This window comes from Streptomyces sp. NPDC037083 (assembly GCF_055606485.1).
This window is the reverse complement of record NZ_JBVJSQ010000013.1, coordinates 78,187-95,088: the sequence shown is the minus strand read 5'-3', so window position 1 is coordinate 95,088 and position 16,902 is coordinate 78,187. Positions and strand designations below refer to the sequence as shown.

General features: G+C 71.6%; 12 protein-coding genes. 7 read left to right on the top strand and 5 right to left on the bottom strand.

The genetic code is table 11. From position 1 onward, the window contains the following. Nucleotides 1–12 precede the first annotated feature (12 nt). From ACZ7DE_RS30285 to ACZ7DE_RS30275, 3 genes are all read right to left on the bottom strand, one after another. Nucleotides 13–1,194, bottom strand: coding sequence for a sensor histidine kinase (locus ACZ7DE_RS30285; RefSeq protein WP_470766703.1), 1,182 nt, complete (start codon nucleotides 1,192–1,194; stop codon nucleotides 13–15). A 190-nt stretch (nucleotides 1,195–1,384) separates the two neighbouring features. After that, nucleotides 1,385–3,580 carry an MMPL family transporter gene (locus ACZ7DE_RS30280; RefSeq protein WP_470766701.1) on the bottom strand — a complete coding sequence of 732 codons (2,196 nt, stop codon included), beginning with the start codon at nucleotides 3,578–3,580 and terminating at the stop codon, nucleotides 1,385–1,387. 202 nt (nucleotides 3,581–3,782) lie between these two features. Beyond that, nucleotides 3,783–4,427: a carboxymuconolactone decarboxylase family protein gene (locus ACZ7DE_RS30275; protein WP_470766699.1), complete on the bottom strand. Its 645-nt coding sequence runs from the start codon at nucleotides 4,425–4,427 to the stop codon at nucleotides 3,783–3,785. A gap of 216 nt (nucleotides 4,428–4,643) precedes the next feature. Between ACZ7DE_RS30275 and ACZ7DE_RS30270 the strand changes: the two genes are divergently transcribed. From ACZ7DE_RS30270 to ACZ7DE_RS30250, 5 genes are all read left to right on the top strand, one after another. Then, nucleotides 4,644–6,275, top strand: a complete 1,632-nt coding sequence (locus ACZ7DE_RS30270; RefSeq protein ID WP_470766697.1) for an alpha/beta hydrolase — start codon at nucleotides 4,644–4,646, stop codon at nucleotides 6,273–6,275. 154 nt (nucleotides 6,276–6,429) lie between these two features. Next, entirely contained in the window at nucleotides 6,430–7,245 is an 816-nt protein-coding gene (locus ACZ7DE_RS30265) for an endonuclease/exonuclease/phosphatase family protein (protein ID WP_470767083.1), read from the top strand. A gap of 153 nt (nucleotides 7,246–7,398) precedes the next feature. Beyond that, entirely contained in the window at nucleotides 7,399–9,039 is a 1,641-nt protein-coding gene (locus ACZ7DE_RS30260) for an NAD-dependent malic enzyme (RefSeq protein WP_470766696.1), read from the top strand. 404 nt (nucleotides 9,040–9,443) lie between these two features. Then, a complete protein-coding gene (locus ACZ7DE_RS30255) occupies nucleotides 9,444–12,851 on the top strand; it encodes an RHS repeat-associated core domain-containing protein (protein ID WP_470766694.1) in 3,408 nt (1,135 codons plus the stop codon). A 34-nt stretch (nucleotides 12,852–12,885) separates the two neighbouring features. Next, entirely contained in the window at nucleotides 12,886–13,011 is a 126-nt protein-coding gene (locus ACZ7DE_RS30250) for a hypothetical protein (protein ID WP_470766692.1), read from the top strand. Nucleotides 13,012–13,128: 117 nt separating this feature from the next. Here ACZ7DE_RS30250 and ACZ7DE_RS30245 read toward each other — a convergent pair whose 3' ends face one another. Further along, nucleotides 13,129–14,523 carry a M1 family metallopeptidase gene (locus tag ACZ7DE_RS30245; protein ID WP_470766691.1) on the bottom strand — a complete coding sequence of 465 codons (1,395 nt, stop codon included), beginning with the start codon at nucleotides 14,521–14,523 and terminating at the stop codon, nucleotides 13,129–13,131. 132 nt (nucleotides 14,524–14,655) lie between these two features. Continuing rightward, nucleotides 14,656–15,009: a VOC family protein gene (locus tag ACZ7DE_RS30240; RefSeq protein ID WP_470766689.1), complete on the bottom strand. Its 354-nt coding sequence runs from the start codon at nucleotides 15,007–15,009 to the stop codon at nucleotides 14,656–14,658. Between the two features lie 212 nt (nucleotides 15,010–15,221). Here ACZ7DE_RS30240 and ACZ7DE_RS30235 point away from each other — a divergent pair, with 212 nt between their 5' ends. Continuing rightward, the gene (locus tag ACZ7DE_RS30235) at nucleotides 15,222–15,749 is read left to right on the top strand and encodes a gluconokinase (protein WP_470766688.1); all 528 of its coding nucleotides are present in this window, start codon (nucleotides 15,222–15,224) and stop codon (nucleotides 15,747–15,749) included. 109 nt (nucleotides 15,750–15,858) lie between these two features. After that, nucleotides 15,859–16,872, top strand: a complete 1,014-nt coding sequence (locus tag ACZ7DE_RS30230) for a DUF389 domain-containing protein (RefSeq protein WP_470766686.1) — start codon at nucleotides 15,859–15,861, stop codon at nucleotides 16,870–16,872. The last annotated feature ends 30 nt before the right edge of the window (nucleotides 16,873–16,902 follow it).

Here is a 16,902-nt window from a genome sequence, read left to right as displayed (position 1 = left end):
CTCACAGTTCGGTCAGAGGGTTGCGGGCGCGAGGGAGAGCGGCAGGTCGGCGACGACCTGGAAGCCGCCGTCGGGACGCGGGCCGGCGGTGACGGAGCCGCCGATGGCGGTGGCCCGCTCGCGCATGCCGATCAGCCCGTGGCCGGTGCCCGCGCCCTTGGGCGCGCCGGGGCGTCCGTCGTCCGTCACGGTGACCCGAAGCGAGTGCGGGCCGTAGTCCAGGACCACGGCGGCCCGGGTGGCGCACGCGTGCTTGTGGGTGTTGGTGAGGGCTTCCTGGATGATGCGGTAGGCCGTCAGCTCGGTGGCGGCCGCCTGCGGCACGGGAGTGCCGGTGCGGGCCACGCGCACGGACAGTCCGCTCGCGCGGAACCCGTCGGCGAGGGCGTCGAGATCGTCCAGGCGGGGGATCGGGGCGCGGGTGCCGGGCGCGTCGTCGGGCTGACGCAACAGGCCTACGGTGGCGCGCAGTTCGTCGAGCGCGGCCCGGCTGCTGTCCTTGATGTGGGCCAGTGCCTCGAACGCCTGGTCGGGGTTCAGGCGCAGGAGATGGTGAGCCACTCCCGCCTGGGCGTTGACCAGGGTGATGTGGTGGGCGACGACGTCGTGCAGATCGCGCGCGATGCGCACGCGTTCCTCGGCGACCCTGCGGCGTGCCTCCTCCTCCTGCCTGCTCTCGGCGCGCTCCGCGCGCGCCCGGGCCTGCGCGAGGTTGTCGCGGCGGGTGCGGACGGCGCGGCCGAGCGCGGTGGCGGCGACGGCGCAGTCGAACCGCAACAGGCTGGCGCCGCTCACCAGGGACTCCGCGTGGGCGGCGGCGTAGACCCCCGAGATCGCCACGGCGGCCGCCACGCCCACGGTCCACGCGACGCGCCGGCCGGCCGACGCGGCGTGCGTGTACAGGGCGACGAGGCCGGCCGCGGGAGCCAGGGCGAAGTCGGGGTCCGCGGCCATGAGGGAGAGCCCGCCCGCCAGAGCGACGAGGGCGACGTGCAGCGGCCAGCGGCTGCGGACGACCAGCGGCAGGCACGACAGCCCGGTCCACAACGCCTCTTCCCAGCGCGGCTCGTGCCAGGAGGACTCGCCGACGGCGGTCGCCGCGGCGGCGACCACGACCAGCGGCACGGCCGGGAGCGCGTCTCTGACACGGTCATGACGGGCAAGCCATCGGCGCCACACCATACTCACGTCCATTCCCTCACTCTAGGCAGCGCGGTCCGGCCGAGGCGCAGGTCACCCCACCTGCCCGGCCCGCACGTTCGTGGCCGGTACCCCGGTCCACCGGTCCGTCGACTGCGGGCTGGCGGTCTGTCTGCTGCCGTTCCGACGAGCCCGACGAGCCCGACGAGCCCGACGAGCCCGACGAGCCCGCCGTGCCCGTCGACTAATCGGTCACGCCGGCCGTCTGCGGCTCGCGCGCCGGGAGCCGTGCGTGCGTGGGCTCGTCGGCGGGGCCTTCGACCGACACGTCGGGCAGGACCTTGTCCAGCCGGCGCGGCAGCCACCAGTTCGCCCGGCCGCACAGGTGCATGAGCGCCGGCACGACGACCATGCGGATCAGCAGGGCGTCGACGGCGACGGCCACCGCGAGACTGACGCCGAACTCGGAGATCACCCGCATGCCGCCGAAGACGAAGGAGCCGAAGACGCAGACCATGATGTTGGCCGCGACGGCGATCACCGTGCCGGTCTCGGCCTGGCCGACCCGGACCGCCCGGCGGCTGTCCCCGGTGTGCGCCCATTCCTCCCGCATCCGGCTGACCAGGAAGACCTGGTAGTCCATGGACAGGCCGAACATGATGCCGACGACCAGGATCGGCACGAACGACTCGATCGGTCCGGCCGCGCCGAGGCCGAGCGCTCCGGCGCCGAATCCGTACTGGAAGACGACGACGATCGCGCCGAAGGCCACCCCGATGCTGAGCAGGTTGAGCACGGCGCCCACGGCCGGTATGAGCAGGCTGCGGAAGGCGATGGTCAGCAGCAGGAAGCCGAGCGCGGCGATCACCAGCACGAAGAGGGGGAGCTTGGCCATCAGGACCGACGCGAAGTCGTCGTTGCTCGCGGTGAGTCCGCCGACGTAGACCTTCATCGACGTGCCCTGCTCGGCCGGCGGGATCACCTCGTCGCGCAGGTGGGAGATCAGGTCCGAGGTGGCCGCCGACTGGGGCGAGGTCGTCGGGACGACGGAGATCACACCGACCGTCTGTCCCTCCTTCATGGGCGCCGCGGTGACCTCGGCGACGCCGTCGACCTGCGCGAGGGCGGAGACCAGCTTCGCCTCGGCCGCCCGGTCGGCGGCGGTGGGGGCCTGGACGGCGAGGACGAGCGGGCCGTTGAAGCCGGGACCGAAACCGGCCGCGATCATGTCGTAGGCCTGACGGTTCGTCGAGGTGGTGGGCAGGTTGCCGTCGTCGGAGGCGCCCAGGCGCAGCGACAGCGTGGGGAGGGCGAGCGCCGCCAGCACGGCGAGGGCGACCAGGCCCAGAGCCTTGGGCCGGGCCTGGACCTGCTCGGCCCACCGGGCCCACGGGCCGGGCCGGCCGGAGGACCGCCGCCCGGTCTCGCCGGTCCGCTCGCGGCGCTCGTCGCGGCTGAGGACCCGTGCCCCGATCATGCCGAGCAGCGCAGGCAGCAGGGTGACGGCGGCCAGGACGGTCAGGACGACGGTGACGGCGGCGCCGATGGCCATGCCGTCGACGATGCCGACGTTCAGGGTGAGCATGCCGAGCAGCGCGACGACGACGGTCAGACCGGCGAAGAGCACGGCGCGACCCGAGGTGTCCAGGGCCTTGGCGATCGACTCGGGCACGGCCATGCCCGCCGTCAGGTTGGCGCGGTGCCGGTTGACGATGAACAGGGCGTAGTCGATGCCCACGCCGAGCCCGACGAGCGAGCCGAGGGTCAGCGTGGTGCTGGACAGCGTGATGACGTGGCTGAGCAGCATCACGGCGACCGCGGAGGTGCCGACACCCATGACGGCCGTGATGATGGGCAGCGCGGCCACCCACACCGCGCGGAAGACGCACAGCAGCACAAGGAAGGCGAGGACGATGCCCATGGCGTCGGCGACCGCGTTCGGCTCCGGACTGACGGTGAACGCCTGCCCGTTGAGCGCGATGTGGAGGTTCGCCGACCCCGCGGCGGTGGCGAGGTCCCTCACGTGGTCGATCCGGGCGTCCGCCACGTCCGGGTCGAACGAGACCGTGGCGTAGGCCGTCCTGCCGTCCTCGCTGACCTGTGTCCGGCCGTCGGGCGCGTAGGGGCTGCTCACATCGGCGACACCGGGCGCGTCGGCGATGCGTTCCAGCGCGGCCGTCATCGTCCGCTCGGCGGCGGGCACCGTGACCTTGCCGTCCTCCAGCTGCCAGACGACCCGGCCGCTCCTGCCCGCCGCGCTGTCGGAAGCTCGCTGCAGCAGGGCCGTCGCCCTGGCCGAGTCGGTGTCCTGCGAGGTCGGGCTGTTGCCGAAGGCGTCGCCGGCCGCGCCGACCCCGCCGCCGAGAGCGAGCAACAGGCCGACCCAGGCCAGAACGACGGCGAGCCGGTGCCGGTGGCACCAGCGGGCGAGAGGGGACATCGACGAGCCTTTCCGGAGGTACGTCACACGATCGGGCCGGATTTCGGCCCGCCCTCACGCTCGCATCGGCGCGGTCCGACGTCGTCGGCCGTTCGCAGACACTTCCGTCTACTGCGTTCGCAGCAGACGGGGCGGCGAGTACTGCGTGCGCCTCCTTCCAGGGGGCCGTGCCGACGGGACGGGACCACACGCAGACGCCGTCCTACGGTCGTTCCTCGCGGCCGGTGCGGTCAGGCGTGACGGTCACGGCCGGCCGGGGACGTGCGGGACGCCAGTCGTCCAGCGCGACCCCTGAGGTGTTGAGCACGGTCGCCAGGAGCCGGTAGGTGCCGACGAGCGCCAGCAGCTCCAGTACCTGCGCGTCGTCGTACGCGCGCCGCAGTTGTCTCCAGGCGGCCGCGCCGATGACTGAGGCGTCGCAGATCTCGTCGACGGCGGTGATCAGTGCGGCCTCGTGCGGGCTCCAGGCGACGGACGAAGGATCGCCGGAGGTGCGCAGCACCTCCGCCTCCGTGAGACCGACGGTCTGCGCCGTCTCGTAGTGGTGGGACCACAGATATCCCGACCCGGTGCGCAAAGCGGTGCGCAGCGTGACGAGTTCGCGGTCCCGAGGTGACAGCAGTCCGCCGTTGACCAGCGTGGAGAGCGGGTAGAGGGCGACGGCCAGGCCGGGATGACGGGCGAGGATCCGCGTGAGGTTGAGCGTGTCCGGCATGTGCGTGAGATGGGCGGGCAGCCGGCCCTCCTGATCGCTCAGGCTGTCCGCCGACCAGACCGCGCGGGCCTCGGGCGCCCACTGCTCGACCGGCAGCGGTTCGATCCGGGGCCGCGCGTTCTCTGATGCCATGTGACGCCTCCGTAGGGGGAGTTGGTCCGGCGGGTCCCGTGTGCGGGTCCGTGAACGGCCGACCCGGACTGCCGGGCACCGTCCGCGGACCGGGATCAGCGAGCAAAAGTCTGCCGCGATGGCACCGCTCCCACACTTTTCCCCTCTGTTCTGTTGACCGAACTCACTGTGCACAGTGAGCGCTTGGCCGCACATCGACCCAGGGGGACGAAAACCGTGACCACACCACATCCCATACCGAGACGCTCCGGACGGCTCGCAGCCGCCGCGGTCGCGCTGACGGCGCTCATGGCCGCCGTGACGGGGACGACGCAGGCGACGGCCTCGCCGAAGCCGCCCGAGAAGCCGCCCGTGCCGTCGCTCGCCTGGACCGACTGCCAGGGCGGATTCGAGTGCGCGAACGCCGACGTTCCGCTCGACTACCGCGAGCCGCACGGCAAGACCATCACCCTCGCGGTGGTCCGGAAGAAGGCCGCGGACCCGACGAAGCGCAAGGGCACGCTCTTCATGCAGCCGGGAGGACCCGGCAACTCCGGCGTCGACTTCGTGCGGAACAACTACGCGGACCTGCCGGCCGCACTGCGCGACTCCTTCGACGTCTTCGGCTACGACGTCCGCGGAGTCGGCCGCAGTTCGCCGCTGACCTGCTTCGACGACGCCCGGTACACGCGCGCCGTCACGGAGGCGAAGGGCGTGCCCGGTCCTGACGCTTTCGAGCCGGCGCTGCGTCAGGCCGCCGAGTTCGACCAGGCCTGCGTGGACAACGCGGGCGAGGTGCTGCCCTACATCGGCACCGCATACGTCGCCCGGGACATCGACCTGCTGCGCGAGGCGCTCGGGGAGCAGCAACTCACCTACTACGGACGGTCGTTCGGCTCGTACATCGGGACCGTCTACGCCGCCATGTTCCCCAAGCGGGTGCGGGCCCTGACCCTGGACGGCGCGTACGACCCGGTGCACTACGCCAACCGCCCGTACGCCTACGACCGGCCGCAGTACCTGGCGCTGGACGGCGCGATGGGCCGTTTCCTGGACTGGTGCGCCGCCGACCAGGCGACCTGCGGGTTCGGCGACGGCGACCCGCGCGCGGCGTTCGAGAAGCTGAAGGCCGACCTGGACGCCAACCCCGTGCCGACCGCGAACGGCGGCCAGGCCAACGGCTACACAATGGTCTACCGGCTGATGTTCAACATCAACGAGGGCAAGGTCATCTGGCCCTCGTTCGGCGCGGCGCTGCGCAAGGCCCAGCTGCGCGACAACACGTCCTTCCTGCTGCGGCCGCCGTCCCCGGCCAGCTTCGACTTCCTGGGCCCGAACGTGGCCGTCGAGTGCGTCGACCGTGACTATCCGCGCGACCTGCGCCTGCTGAAGCGCAACGTCACGGCCTACGCGAAGGCGGCTCCGCTGCTCGGCCCGGCGATGGCGTACGGCCCGCCCACGTACGACCACCAGCACGCCACCGCCTGCGTCCAGTGGCCCGGCGAGCGCGTCAGCCGCTACGACGGCTCCTACCGGGCGAAGGGCTCGGCGCCCATCCTGGTCCTCGGCACCACCGGCGACCCGGACACCCCCTACCAGGACGCGGTCGCGCTGTCCCGACGGCTCGACAACGCTTCGCTGCTGACCTTCCAGGCCGAGGGGCACACCGCGTTCGGCCGCAGCGCCTGCGCCACGGACGCGGTCGTCGGCTACCTGGTGGACCTCAAGGTCCCGGCCTCGGGCACGACCTGCGCGGACGAGACGCAGCCGCCTTCCTCCACACCGAAGACGGCCCCGCCCGGCACGACGCTCAGCGAACTCCGCAACGGCGTCAACGAGCGCGTCGAGCGCATCGGCGCCGTGAGCTGACCCTCCCCGCACCACCCCCGAGGCGCCGGCCGTCCACGGCCGGCGCCTCGGGCAGGTGTCGTCGACGACCTCGTCCCGTAACCTCGTGCCTGCGGACGTCGGTTGCCGAGCGTCAGCACCGGGAGGAGGCGTGGTGTTCGGACGGGGCACACTGGTGGTCGTGGGCGCTGTCATCGTGGCCTGCGTGGTGCTCGTCGGCCCCGATGCGCCCGGCGACGCCCCCTCCGCCAGGCCACAGCCCGCCGACGGCGCCAGGGACGCCGTGGCGAACCGGGTCCTGACGTGGAACATCTGCAATCCCTGCAAGAAGAGCGACGTCGACCGGGCGGCGGAGATCGCCGCGTTCGCACCCCAGGTCATCGGCCTGCAGGAGGCGTGTGTGCGGGACGTCGAGCGGGTCCGGGATCTCCTGGAGACCCGGTACGGGCTGGTCTACCACGTCGCCTACGGGACGGTACTGCAGAACTGGGGCCGCTGCGGGGGAGTGCCCTGGAATCCGGGAGGCTACGGTCAGGCGCTCCTCTCGGCGGCGCCGATGACGGACCGCGTCAACGTGGAGTACCCCGACGGCGGGTCCGAGGACCGCGGGTACATGGCGGTCACCACCAAGGTGGGCGGCCGGTCCGTTCGGGTCTTCAACACGCACCTCGCCGAACGACGCCAGGAAGCGGTGCGGGCGGAGCAGACCGCCGTACTCGCCGCGGCGGTCGCCCGGTACGACCGGGCCATCGTGATCGGCGACTTCAACGCGGTGCCGGACGCTTCCGAACTCACCCGGATCTGGGCGCTGGCCGCGGACGTGGACCCTCAGTGCCATCCCTCGTCCGCCGCCACCTGCAAGCCGACCACCGACTGGCAGAGCAAGTTCGACTACATCTTCCTGCGAGGCGTCGCCCCGCTCAACCACCGCGTGAAGCCCACCCCTTACTCGGATCACGATCTGCTGCAGGCCGACCTCGACCTGAGCTGAATCGCTTCCCGGGCCACGGAGGCGCTGCCCGGTGGAGGGTCCCCCGCGGCGGTCGTCGCCGTCGGCGGCAGCGGGGCGCCGTGACCGTTCCTTGCCGACGCCTTGCCCACGGCTTGGCGTGAGGGGCCGGGCATGCGGGGCAGGGGAGAAGGCATGACCGCGAACGATTCCCGGCGGGGCGCCGCATTCCTGTCCGATCCCCTGCGCAACAAGGGCACCGCGTTCAGCGCGACGGAGCGGGCCGAGCTCGGCCTCGACGGGCTGCTGCCGCCTGCCGTGGAGACCCTGGACGACCAGGCCGACCGGGCGTACGCGGCGTTCCTCGGCTACGACAAGCCGCTCAACCGGCACATCTACCTGCGCCAGCTCCAGGACACCAACGAGGTGCTCTTCCACCGGCTGGTGACCCGCCACCTGGAGGAGATGCTGCCGGTCGTCTACACCCCGACGGTCGGTGAGGCGTGCCGGCGCTTCAGCGAGATCTACCGCCGCCCTCGCGGGCTGTTCCTGTCCTACGAGGACCGGCACCGCTTCCGGGAGATCCTGCGCAACCGCCCGCACGACGAGGTCGACGTCATCGTCGTCACCGACGGCCAGCGCATCCTGGGCCTGGGGGACCAAGGTGTGGGAGGCATGGGCATCCCGATCGGCAAGCTCAGCCTCTACACGGCGATCGGCGGCATCCACCCCGCCCGTACCCTGCCGATCCTGCTGGACGCCGGGACCGACAACGAGGACCTCCTGAACAATCCGCACTACCTGGGCCGACGCGAGCGCCGGGTGACCGGGGCCGCATACGACGAACTGGTGGAATCGCTGGTGGCGGCCGTGGAGGCCGAGCTGCCGGGCACGCTGCTGCAGTGGGAGGACTTCGCGACGGCGCACGCCCGGCGGATCCTCACCCGCTACCAGGACCGGCTGCTGACCTTCAACGACGACATCCAGGGCACCGCCGCCGTCGCGCTCGGTGCGCTGACGACGGCGACGCGGGTGGCCGGGACCCGGCTCGCCGACCAGCGCATCGTGATCCTCGGTGCGGGCTCCGCCGCGGTGGGCGTGGCCGACATGATCCGTGTCGCGCTGGTCGACGACGGGGTGCCGGAGGAGGAGGCCGTCTCCCGGTTCTGGTTCGTCGACGTCGACGGGCTGCTGACCGCCTCCCGGGACGGGCTGACCGACGAGCAGCGGCTCTACGCTCGCGACGACCAACAGGAGCCGTACGGCCTGGCCGAGGTGGTGGACCGGGTCGAACCGACTGTGCTGATCGGACTGTCCACCGCGCAGGGGGCCTTCACGGAGGAGATCGTGCGGCGGATGGCGGCCTCCTGCGACCGTCCGGTGATCTTCCCGCTGTCCAACCCGACCTCCCACGCCGAGGCCGACCCCGCCGACCTGGTGCGCTGGACGGACGGCAAGGCACTGGTCGCCGCCGGCTCCCCGTTCCCGCCGGTCACGCTCGACGGCCGCGAGGTGCCGGTCGCGCAGGCGAACAACGTGTACGTGTTCCCGGCCATCGGCCTGGCGGTCACCGCGAGCCGGGCCACCCGGGTCACCGACCGGATGATGGTGGCCGCCGCTCGCGCGGTCGGTGACTGCGCCGCCCGGTTCGCCCCGGACGACGGCGCGCCCGCCCCGCTGCTGCCGCCGTTGCGGGAGATGCGGGGCGCGGCCCGGGAGATCGCGCTGGCCGCGGCGTTGGCGGCGGTGGAGGACGGCGTCGCCCCGAAGGCCACGCGGGAGGAACTGCGGGCGGCGGTGGAGGCCGCCCAATGGAGTCCCAGGTACGCGCGGTGACTGAGGGAAGGCGCCGGCGCGGCAGCGCAACGCCGGCGTCCGCCCGCTCGGCCTGCCCCGGGAGCGCGTCGGGCACAACGCCCTCGCCGACGGAGCCCGCATGCTCGTGGACGTCGACATCTGGAGGGGGCGGATACCGGCCAACTGGCCTGTAAGAGAACCGCGTTTTTCGGCCGTTCGGGCTCTGCCCCGAAGGGGTGCCGTTTGCCGGACGCGGCTGGTCGAACGCGCTTCCTGTCCCGGTTTCACACCGTTCACCGCCGAGAAGGGGAGGGGCCAGTTCCAGCCCGTATGGGCAGGAAGTTGACGGGAACGGCGCGGATCTTTGTGCGAATCCTGTGACAGCTTGTGCGGGCCCGGTGACCGCTGGGGTCACTGGGGTCTGTCTTCCTACGGGGGAAGCCATGCACAAGCGTGCCCTCGGCATGCCGTTCCGGCGTGCCCGCAAGAGATCAGCCGCACTCGCGGCCTCGGCCGTCGTGGTCTGCGCGGCGCTGGCCCTGTCGGCGCTGCCGGCCGCCGACGCGGCCGCCGCCGACGCGAAGCCCGCCTCGGTATGGGGCTCGGGCAGCCCCGACTTCGACATGCCGGCGGTCGCGGTCGGCCCGAACCGGCCGGTGAAGTCCGAGCCGTCGAAGAACCCGACCGACGACGCGTACGTCCCGTGGCTGCGCGAGCAGCAGGCCCACGCCCAGGGCGCCGCCCCGGGCAGGGCCGGCTCCGCGAGGGCCGCCACGGACGCGTCGTCGACGAGCATCGTCCCGGAAGGGCAGGGCGACGTGCCCTGGCACCGCTACACCAGCTTCGCGATCACCGACGCGCTGACGGCGAAGATCGACTACTCGACCGGCAATCTGATGCTGACGGCGACGGACTTCGACATCGCCGGCGTGGGACGGCGCCTGACGCTGGCGCGGACGTACAACTCGCTGGACGCGCCGTGGGGGAAGGTCTCGCAGCGCTGGTGGCAGCAGTACGAGCGCTACCTGTCGATCTCCTCCACCGAGGCGGTTCTCTACGACGCCTCCGGCGCCACCGTCCGCTTCACCAAGAACAGCGACGGCTCCTTCACCACGCCGAAGGGCTACTCGCAGGACCTCAAGAAGAACACCGACGGCACCTACACGCTGACGAAGTGGAAGTCGGGCGCGAAGGACACCTTCGACGCGAACGGCACGCTCACGAAGGTCACCGACCGCAACAAGGGCACGATCACCGTCACCCAGCACGACGAGAGCGGAGAGCACAAGGGCTTCAAGCTGACCGAGACCCGCTCGGGACGCTGGATCGACCTGCTGAAGACGAACGCCTCGCAGTGGCAGGCCAAGGACAACACCGGCCGCACCGCGGTGTTCGACCTCGACAGCGCGGGCAACCTGGCCACCACCACCGACACCGAGGGCAAGAAGGTCACCTTCCGGTACGACTCCTCGCGCCGCGTCGACAAGATCACCACCGCCGAGGGGCGGGTGACGGTCTTCACCTACGACGACGCCAACCGCGTCACATCGATGCTGCGCGGCACGGGCTTCAACAGCGACGGCCACACCGGTCCGACCTGGACCTACGCCTACAGCGCCGGATCCCCGACGGCCGCGGGCACCACCACCGCCACCGACCCCGAGCTGCACGCCACCAAGTACACGCACGACGGCGACGGCCAGGTCACCGACGTGCTGGACGCGCTCGGGCACAAGCGGTCCACGAAGTTCGACGCCAACCACAACATCGACACCGCCACCGACGCGATGGGCTCGGGCACCACCCCGGGCAACGTCACCGACTACGGCTTCGACGCCCGCAACAACCTCAAGACCGCCGCCGTGCCCACGGGCGGCACGACGGTCAACAACTGGCAGACCATCGCCGGCGGGGACGTGCTCCAGGACTCCACCAACCCCGACGGCGAGAAGACCGCCTTCACCTACGACACGGCCGGAAACACCAAGTCCGTGGCGCAGACCGGAACCGGCGGCGGCAACGTCTCCTACGACTACAACCCCGCCACCGCCACCTGCGGCGGCTTCGAGGGCCAGCGCTGTGCGCAGAAGACGAAGATGACGTCCAGCAAGACGGTCACCACCGACTTCCACTACGACAGCAAGGGCAACCTCGAGTGGGCCAAGGCCCCCGCCCCGCTTGGCAGGACGACGTACACCCACGACGAGCTGGGCCGCACCAGGAGCGTCGCCGACGCGCGGGGCGTCACCGTCTCCTACACGTACGACAACCTCGACCGCATCCGTACGGTCACCGCGCCGAACTCGGTGAAGGTGGAGTACTGGTACGACGGTGACGGCAACCTGCGCCAGCGCTCCGACGGCACCGGCACGATCACGTACGAGTTCGACCCGCTGCAGCGCGAGACCGTCCGCCACCTCCAGGACGGCTCGCAGACCCTGCTCGTCTACACCGCGGCCGGCAACGTCGACTACTACCAGGACCCGGCCGGCAAGGTCGACTACACCTGGAACGAGGTCAACAGGCTCACCGAGCTGAAGGACCCGCAGGGCCGTGTCACCAAGTACACCTACAACAACAACGACGTCCGCAGGACGACCACGTACCCCGGCGGCACGGTGCAGACGGTCAACGTGGACAAGTCCAGCCGCCCGGAGTCCATCAAGGTGACCTCCGCCCAGGGCACCCTGGTCGACCTGGCCTACTCGTACGGCTACGGCACGGACGCCAAGACCGACGGCAGCAAGATCCGCACCTCCACGGACAACGTGAGCGGGCTCAGGCGCAGCTACAGCTACGACGGGGCGGGCCGCTTCACCTACGCCAAGGAGGAGAAGTCCGGCACGGTCACCGACTCCTGGCAGTACTGCTACGACCTGGCCGGCAACCTCACCTCCCAGGGAACGGAACAGGGCTGCCCGCGCGGCACCACCTACACCTACAACGACGCCCAGCAGCTGACGGGCAAGTCCAGCACCACCGGCGCCTGGTCCTACGACGCGGTCGGCAACGAGACAGCCGCCGCCTCCACCGACGACTACGTCCGCACCGGCGAGACCTGGACCGACCACTCCCAGATGTCGTCCATCACGGTCAACGCCAAGACCTACGCGGGTCAGTACGGCTCCACCGACCAGAGCGAACGCATCAGGCTCGGTGACACCTACTTCCACCACGGTCCCCTCGGTCTCTCCGCGACGACCACTGCCGGGGTCGACATGGGCTTCAACCGCGAACCCGGGGGCACCCTGAACTCCATGACGACCGGGGGCAAGACGTACTTCTACCTCACCGACGCCATCGGCTCCGTGATCGGACTGGCGGACGAGGGCGGCAAGAAGGTCGACACCTACGCCTACAGCCCCCGAGGCGTGCGCATCCTGGCCCAGTCCTCCGAGCCGGTCGCCCAGCCGTACCGGTTCGCCGGCAACTACCAGGACCCCACCGGCCTCTACCACCTGCAGGCCCGCTACTACGACGCCAACATCGGCCGCTTCACCCAGCCCGACCCCTCGGGCCGTGAGCGGAACCCCTACCTCTACGCAGAGGGCGACCCCGTCAACCGCATCGACCCCAACGGCATGGCGTCGATCCTCGGGGGAGTCAGCACCCTGCTGGACATGAAGAGTCTGGGAGAGGGTGCCCAGGCCGTCCAGGAAGGGAACTGGCGCCAGGCGGCCGGCGTCGCGGCCGGGTACGCCGCCGGCGCCGTCACCGAAGCGACGTGCGGAACCGCCGCTGTCGCGGTGGGCCTGCCGACGGCCGGCGTGGGCGGGTTTCTCGTGGGGGCGGGCTGCCTGGCATCCGGCGAGTTCGTCGGATCCCAGGTCGAACAAGCCGTATCCGGATGACAGCCGAGCAAGTGCAATGGGAAGGGACAAAGAGATGACGACATCACTGGCCCAGACGTCAGGACGGTACGACTACCTTCCCGGAGCCGGGTGGGTGATCGGCTTCATCGTCGTCTGCTTCGTTCTTGCCTTCCTCATCAAGATGAGGAAGGGACGCTAGGGCCGGTCCGTCTTCCCGGGGTCCTGGTCGCGGTGCGCACGGACGACCGCGACCAGGACCCCGTCCCGCTGCACCAGCCGGCCGGATCGGATCAGGTGAAGAGCCGCGGGCGCACCGTCACCGGATGCGGTGGGTCTTCCAGAAGGGGCCGAGGTCCCGGCCCGTCATGGACTGGGCGGCCTTCTTGAAGCCGGCGGTGGTGGAGACGCCGTACCAGTGGTCACGGGCGTACCGCTTCAGCAGCCGTGCCATGGTGGCGGCGCCCAGCGCGCGTTCCAGGTCGGCCAGGGCGCAGGAGCCGGCCGTGTACACGAGGTGGTATTCGTCGCGGTGCCGCGACCAGTAGGCCATCGACGCGGTCAGCGCGCTGCTGTCGTCGGGCCAGTACACGTCCGCCCAGCAGTCGCGGGTCTCCCAGCCGTAGAAGCGGGCGTTGGCGTACTGGGCGAAACTCTCGTCCAGCCAGGGCGAGCCGTACTCGTCGTTGCCGACGATGCCGTACCACCACTGGTGCGCCAGCTCGTGGACGACGGCGCTGCCCTCCTCGGTGGTGCCGAGGAGGACGAGGCCCGGGTACTCCATCCCGCCGCCGAACCCGCTGGTCATCACGAGGTCGACCTCGCCGTACGGATAGCGGCCGAACTCCCGGCCGAACCGGTCGATCGCGGCGACGGCGTCCGCGCGGGTCAGACGAACGCCCGCGGTGGAGGTGCCCTGCGCCCAGTACGACTTCACGCGCACGCCACCGGGCGTCGTCTGCGTCGCAGTGCGGAACGGGCCCGCGGCCCACGCGAAGTCCCGCACCCGGTCCGCGACGCTGAGGGTGACCGCGCGGCCGGGGCCGTTCGAGAGGGTCCGGGTGTGACCGGTCGCGGGCACCTTCAGGGCTGACGGGTGATCGAGCCGGACCCGGAAGTCGCTCGTCAGGGTGTAGAAGCTCTCGCCGAGCGCCACGTACGGGTCGAGGTGCCAGCCCTTCGCGTCATGGACGGCGAGCACCGGCAGCGCGTTGCCGAGGAAGCGGTGGGCGCCCTCCCGGCCGAAGCGGGCATTGCGGTCGGGCACGGTGATGGAGACACCGAAGGCGACGGACGTCCGCTCGCCGCGCGCGAGCGGCTTCGGCAGCGCGATGCGCAGGGCCGTGCAACCCACTTCGAGCCGACCCGGTGTGCCGCCGCTGACGTTCGAGACGACGACGCGGGAGGGCGCGCCGGACGTGCCGCACCCGTCCTCGCCGTTGCCCCACAACCGTAGGTACACCTCGCGCAGAGGCCGGTCGGACGCGTTGCGGAACGACACCCGCTGCCGTCCGCTCCAGTGCCCGCCGTCGGCGTCGGAGCGCAGCACCACGTCGTAGCGAGCGCGATCGGGCGTCGCAGCGGATGTGGACGCCACCGACCCGACAGCCGCGCCGGCGTCCCACACTCCGGCGCCGACCGCCACGAGCAGCACGAGGAACACGATGAACAGACGGCGACCGGGCACGGGGAACCACGCGGCTGACGGCGACATGACAGCCGATACTGCCACATCACCCCTGCGGAGCAACGGACTTGAGCGAACCCGCCCGCACACGCACTGCCCGCGCCCCGGCCCGGTCCCGAACGACGGCCGGGCCCGTCGACCGTCCCTGTGGCGGTGCGGTCAGACAGGCTGCCACAGTTCGACCCGGTTGCCCTCGGGGTCGGTGACCCAGCCGAACCGGCCGACGCCCTCCATGTCCTGCGTCTCCCCGGCCACGTTCGCACCCTTGGCGCGCAGCTGCGCGAGCATCGCATCCAGGTCGCGTACCCGGAAGTTGAGCATGGTCCGCTGGGTGCGGGAGCCGAAGTAGTCGGTCCCGGACTCGAAGGCGGCGAACACCGTCGGCCCGGCCTCCGGGCGCCACAGGCCGTTGTCGTCGGCGTCCAGGCCCAGGCAGTCGCGGTACCACGCGCCCAGGGCCGCCGGGTTGTCGGCCCGCATGAAGTATCCGCCGATTCCAAGCACACGTTCCATGCCGCCATCCTGTCAGGGCGGCGAACGGGTGCGGTCGCACCACACCGTCGCCCGCGCCCCCCGGCTCTCCATCCGGGACGGGCGTCGTGTCCGGCGCGCGGGCCGGTCACCCGTGCCGCGCAGGAGACGCCACGGGCCCGCCGACACGGCGCGTCGGCGAGCGGCGGGCGATAGTGGAGGCGTAGGAGGCGGACCGTCACCCGGGAGGGTTCTTGGCAGGCAAGATCCGCGCCCCACGGGTCCTGATCGTCATGGGCGTGTCGGCGTCCGGGAAGTCCACCGTGGGCGCCCGGGTGGCGGAGCGGCTCGGTGTGCCGTTCCTGGAGGGCGACGACCTGCACTCCGCGGCCAGCCGCGCCAAGATGGCGTCCGGACATCCCCTGGACGACGCCGACCGCGGGCCGTGGCTGGTCGCGCTCGCCCAGTGGATCCGGTCGGCGGCGTCGAGCGGGCGCGGCGGCGTGGTCTCGTGCTCCGCGCTCAAGCGTGCGTACCGGGACGCGTTGCGGAGCGCGGGCGCGGACGTGTGGTTCGTGTACCTGGCCCTGGACCACGAGCTGGCGGCCCGGCGGATCGGGCGGCGGACGGGGCATTTCATGCCGCCGCGGTTGCTCGACTCGCAGTACGCGATCCTCGAGCCGCTGCGGTCCGACGAGCCGGGCGTCACCGTCGACGCGTCCGGCGGACCGGAGCAGGTCGTGGCGGTGGTGCTGGGCGCGGTGGCCGAGCAGGACGTGTGACGCCGTGCGGTCCCGTCAGCCGGCACAGCCGGTCCAGGCCCGCTCCGCACGGCCCGGGACGACCTCGCCGCTCGGCCGCGCCGCCGCTTCCCGCCGGTAGGAGGCTCGCATGGAACTGGTCCACTTCCGCATGGTGATGCCGGCCGCTCTCACCCGGCCGGTCCTCGACCTGCTCGCCTCGCACCCGCGCGTGTTCAACGTCGTGGCGGTACGGGCGGGGCAGGTCCCGGAGGGCGACGCGGTGGAGTGCGACGTCGTGCAGGGCGCCGCCGACGGCGTGCTGGACCGACTGCGCGAGCTGGGCGTCGACCGTACGGGTTCGATCGCCGTGGACGGGGTCGATCTGCTGTTCTCGCAGCGGGCCGAGCAGGCCGAGGCCGAGCAGCCGAAAGCGCTCGTCCACGCGCCGCTGTGGGCCGGAGTCGAGGCGCGCATCCGCGCGGAGGGAACGTATCCGCCGTCCTTCTATCTGTTGCTCGTCGTCGCCGGTCTCATCGGCTCGGTCGGCATCATGACGAACTCGCAGATCCTCATCGTGGCGGCCATGGTCGTGGGCCCCGAGTACAGCGCGATCGCCAGCGTGGCGCTGGGCCTGGACCGGCACAACTTCCGCAGGGTCCGCGACGGCGCGCGTGCGCTGACGGTCGGGTTCTCGCTGGCCGTCGTGGCCACCTTGGGGTTCGCCGCGCTGTCCAGGAGCGCCGGTCTGCAGTCGGAGGCCTTCGACCTGGGTCTGAGGCCCGTCTCCCACCTCATCGACACGCCGGACTTCTTCTCCGCCGCCGTCGCGTTCCTCGCGGGCATCGTGGGAGTCGTCTCGCTGACCGAGGCCCGCGGCAGTGCGCTGCTGGGCGTGTTCATCTCCGTGACCACCATCCCCGCCGCCGCGGACGTGGCGGTCTCGCTGGCCTTCGGTGACGGCGATCAGGCGTGGGGGTCGCTGGTGCAGCTTCTGCTCAACGTGGGGATGCTCGTCGTCGTCGGCGTGCTCACCCTGCGGGTGCAGCGGCGGGCTGTGGCGTCGAGCCGCGCGCCGGGCCACGGCCCCGGACCGTTAGTCGGCCCCGGGGAGGCCCGTGACCACGTCGGCGGTGCGCGCGCCGTTTCCAGGTGCCCGGCTTAGTCTGTTGCGAGGGGGCATTCGGGTGAATCG

What these genes read in the sequence shown, in the direction of transcription:
- ACZ7DE_RS30285 (WP_470766703.1), bottom strand. Translation starts at nt 1,194, where the DNA reads ATGGACGTGAGTATGGTGTGGCGCCGATGGCTTGCCCGTCATGACCGT.
- ACZ7DE_RS30280 (WP_470766701.1), bottom strand. Translation starts at nt 3,580, where the DNA reads ATGTCCCCTCTCGCCCGCTGGTGCCACCGGCACCGGCTCGCCGTCGTT.
- ACZ7DE_RS30275 (WP_470766699.1), bottom strand. Translation starts at nt 4,427, where the DNA reads ATGGCATCAGAGAACGCGCGGCCCCGGATCGAACCGCTGCCGGTCGAG.
- ACZ7DE_RS30260 (WP_470766696.1), top strand. Translation starts at nt 7,399, where the DNA reads ATGACCGCGAACGATTCCCGGCGGGGCGCCGCATTCCTGTCCGATCCC.
- ACZ7DE_RS30255 (WP_470766694.1), top strand. Translation starts at nt 9,444, where the DNA reads ATGCACAAGCGTGCCCTCGGCATGCCGTTCCGGCGTGCCCGCAAGAGA.
- ACZ7DE_RS30250 (WP_470766692.1), top strand. Translation starts at nt 12,886, where the DNA reads ATGACGACATCACTGGCCCAGACGTCAGGACGGTACGACTACCTTCCC.
- ACZ7DE_RS30245 (WP_470766691.1), bottom strand. Translation starts at nt 14,523, where the DNA reads ATGTCGCCGTCAGCCGCGTGGTTCCCCGTGCCCGGTCGCCGTCTGTTC.
- ACZ7DE_RS30240 (WP_470766689.1), bottom strand. Translation starts at nt 15,009, where the DNA reads ATGGAACGTGTGCTTGGAATCGGCGGATACTTCATGCGGGCCGACAAC.
- ACZ7DE_RS30230 (WP_470766686.1), top strand. Translation starts at nt 15,859, where the DNA reads ATGGAACTGGTCCACTTCCGCATGGTGATGCCGGCCGCTCTCACCCGG.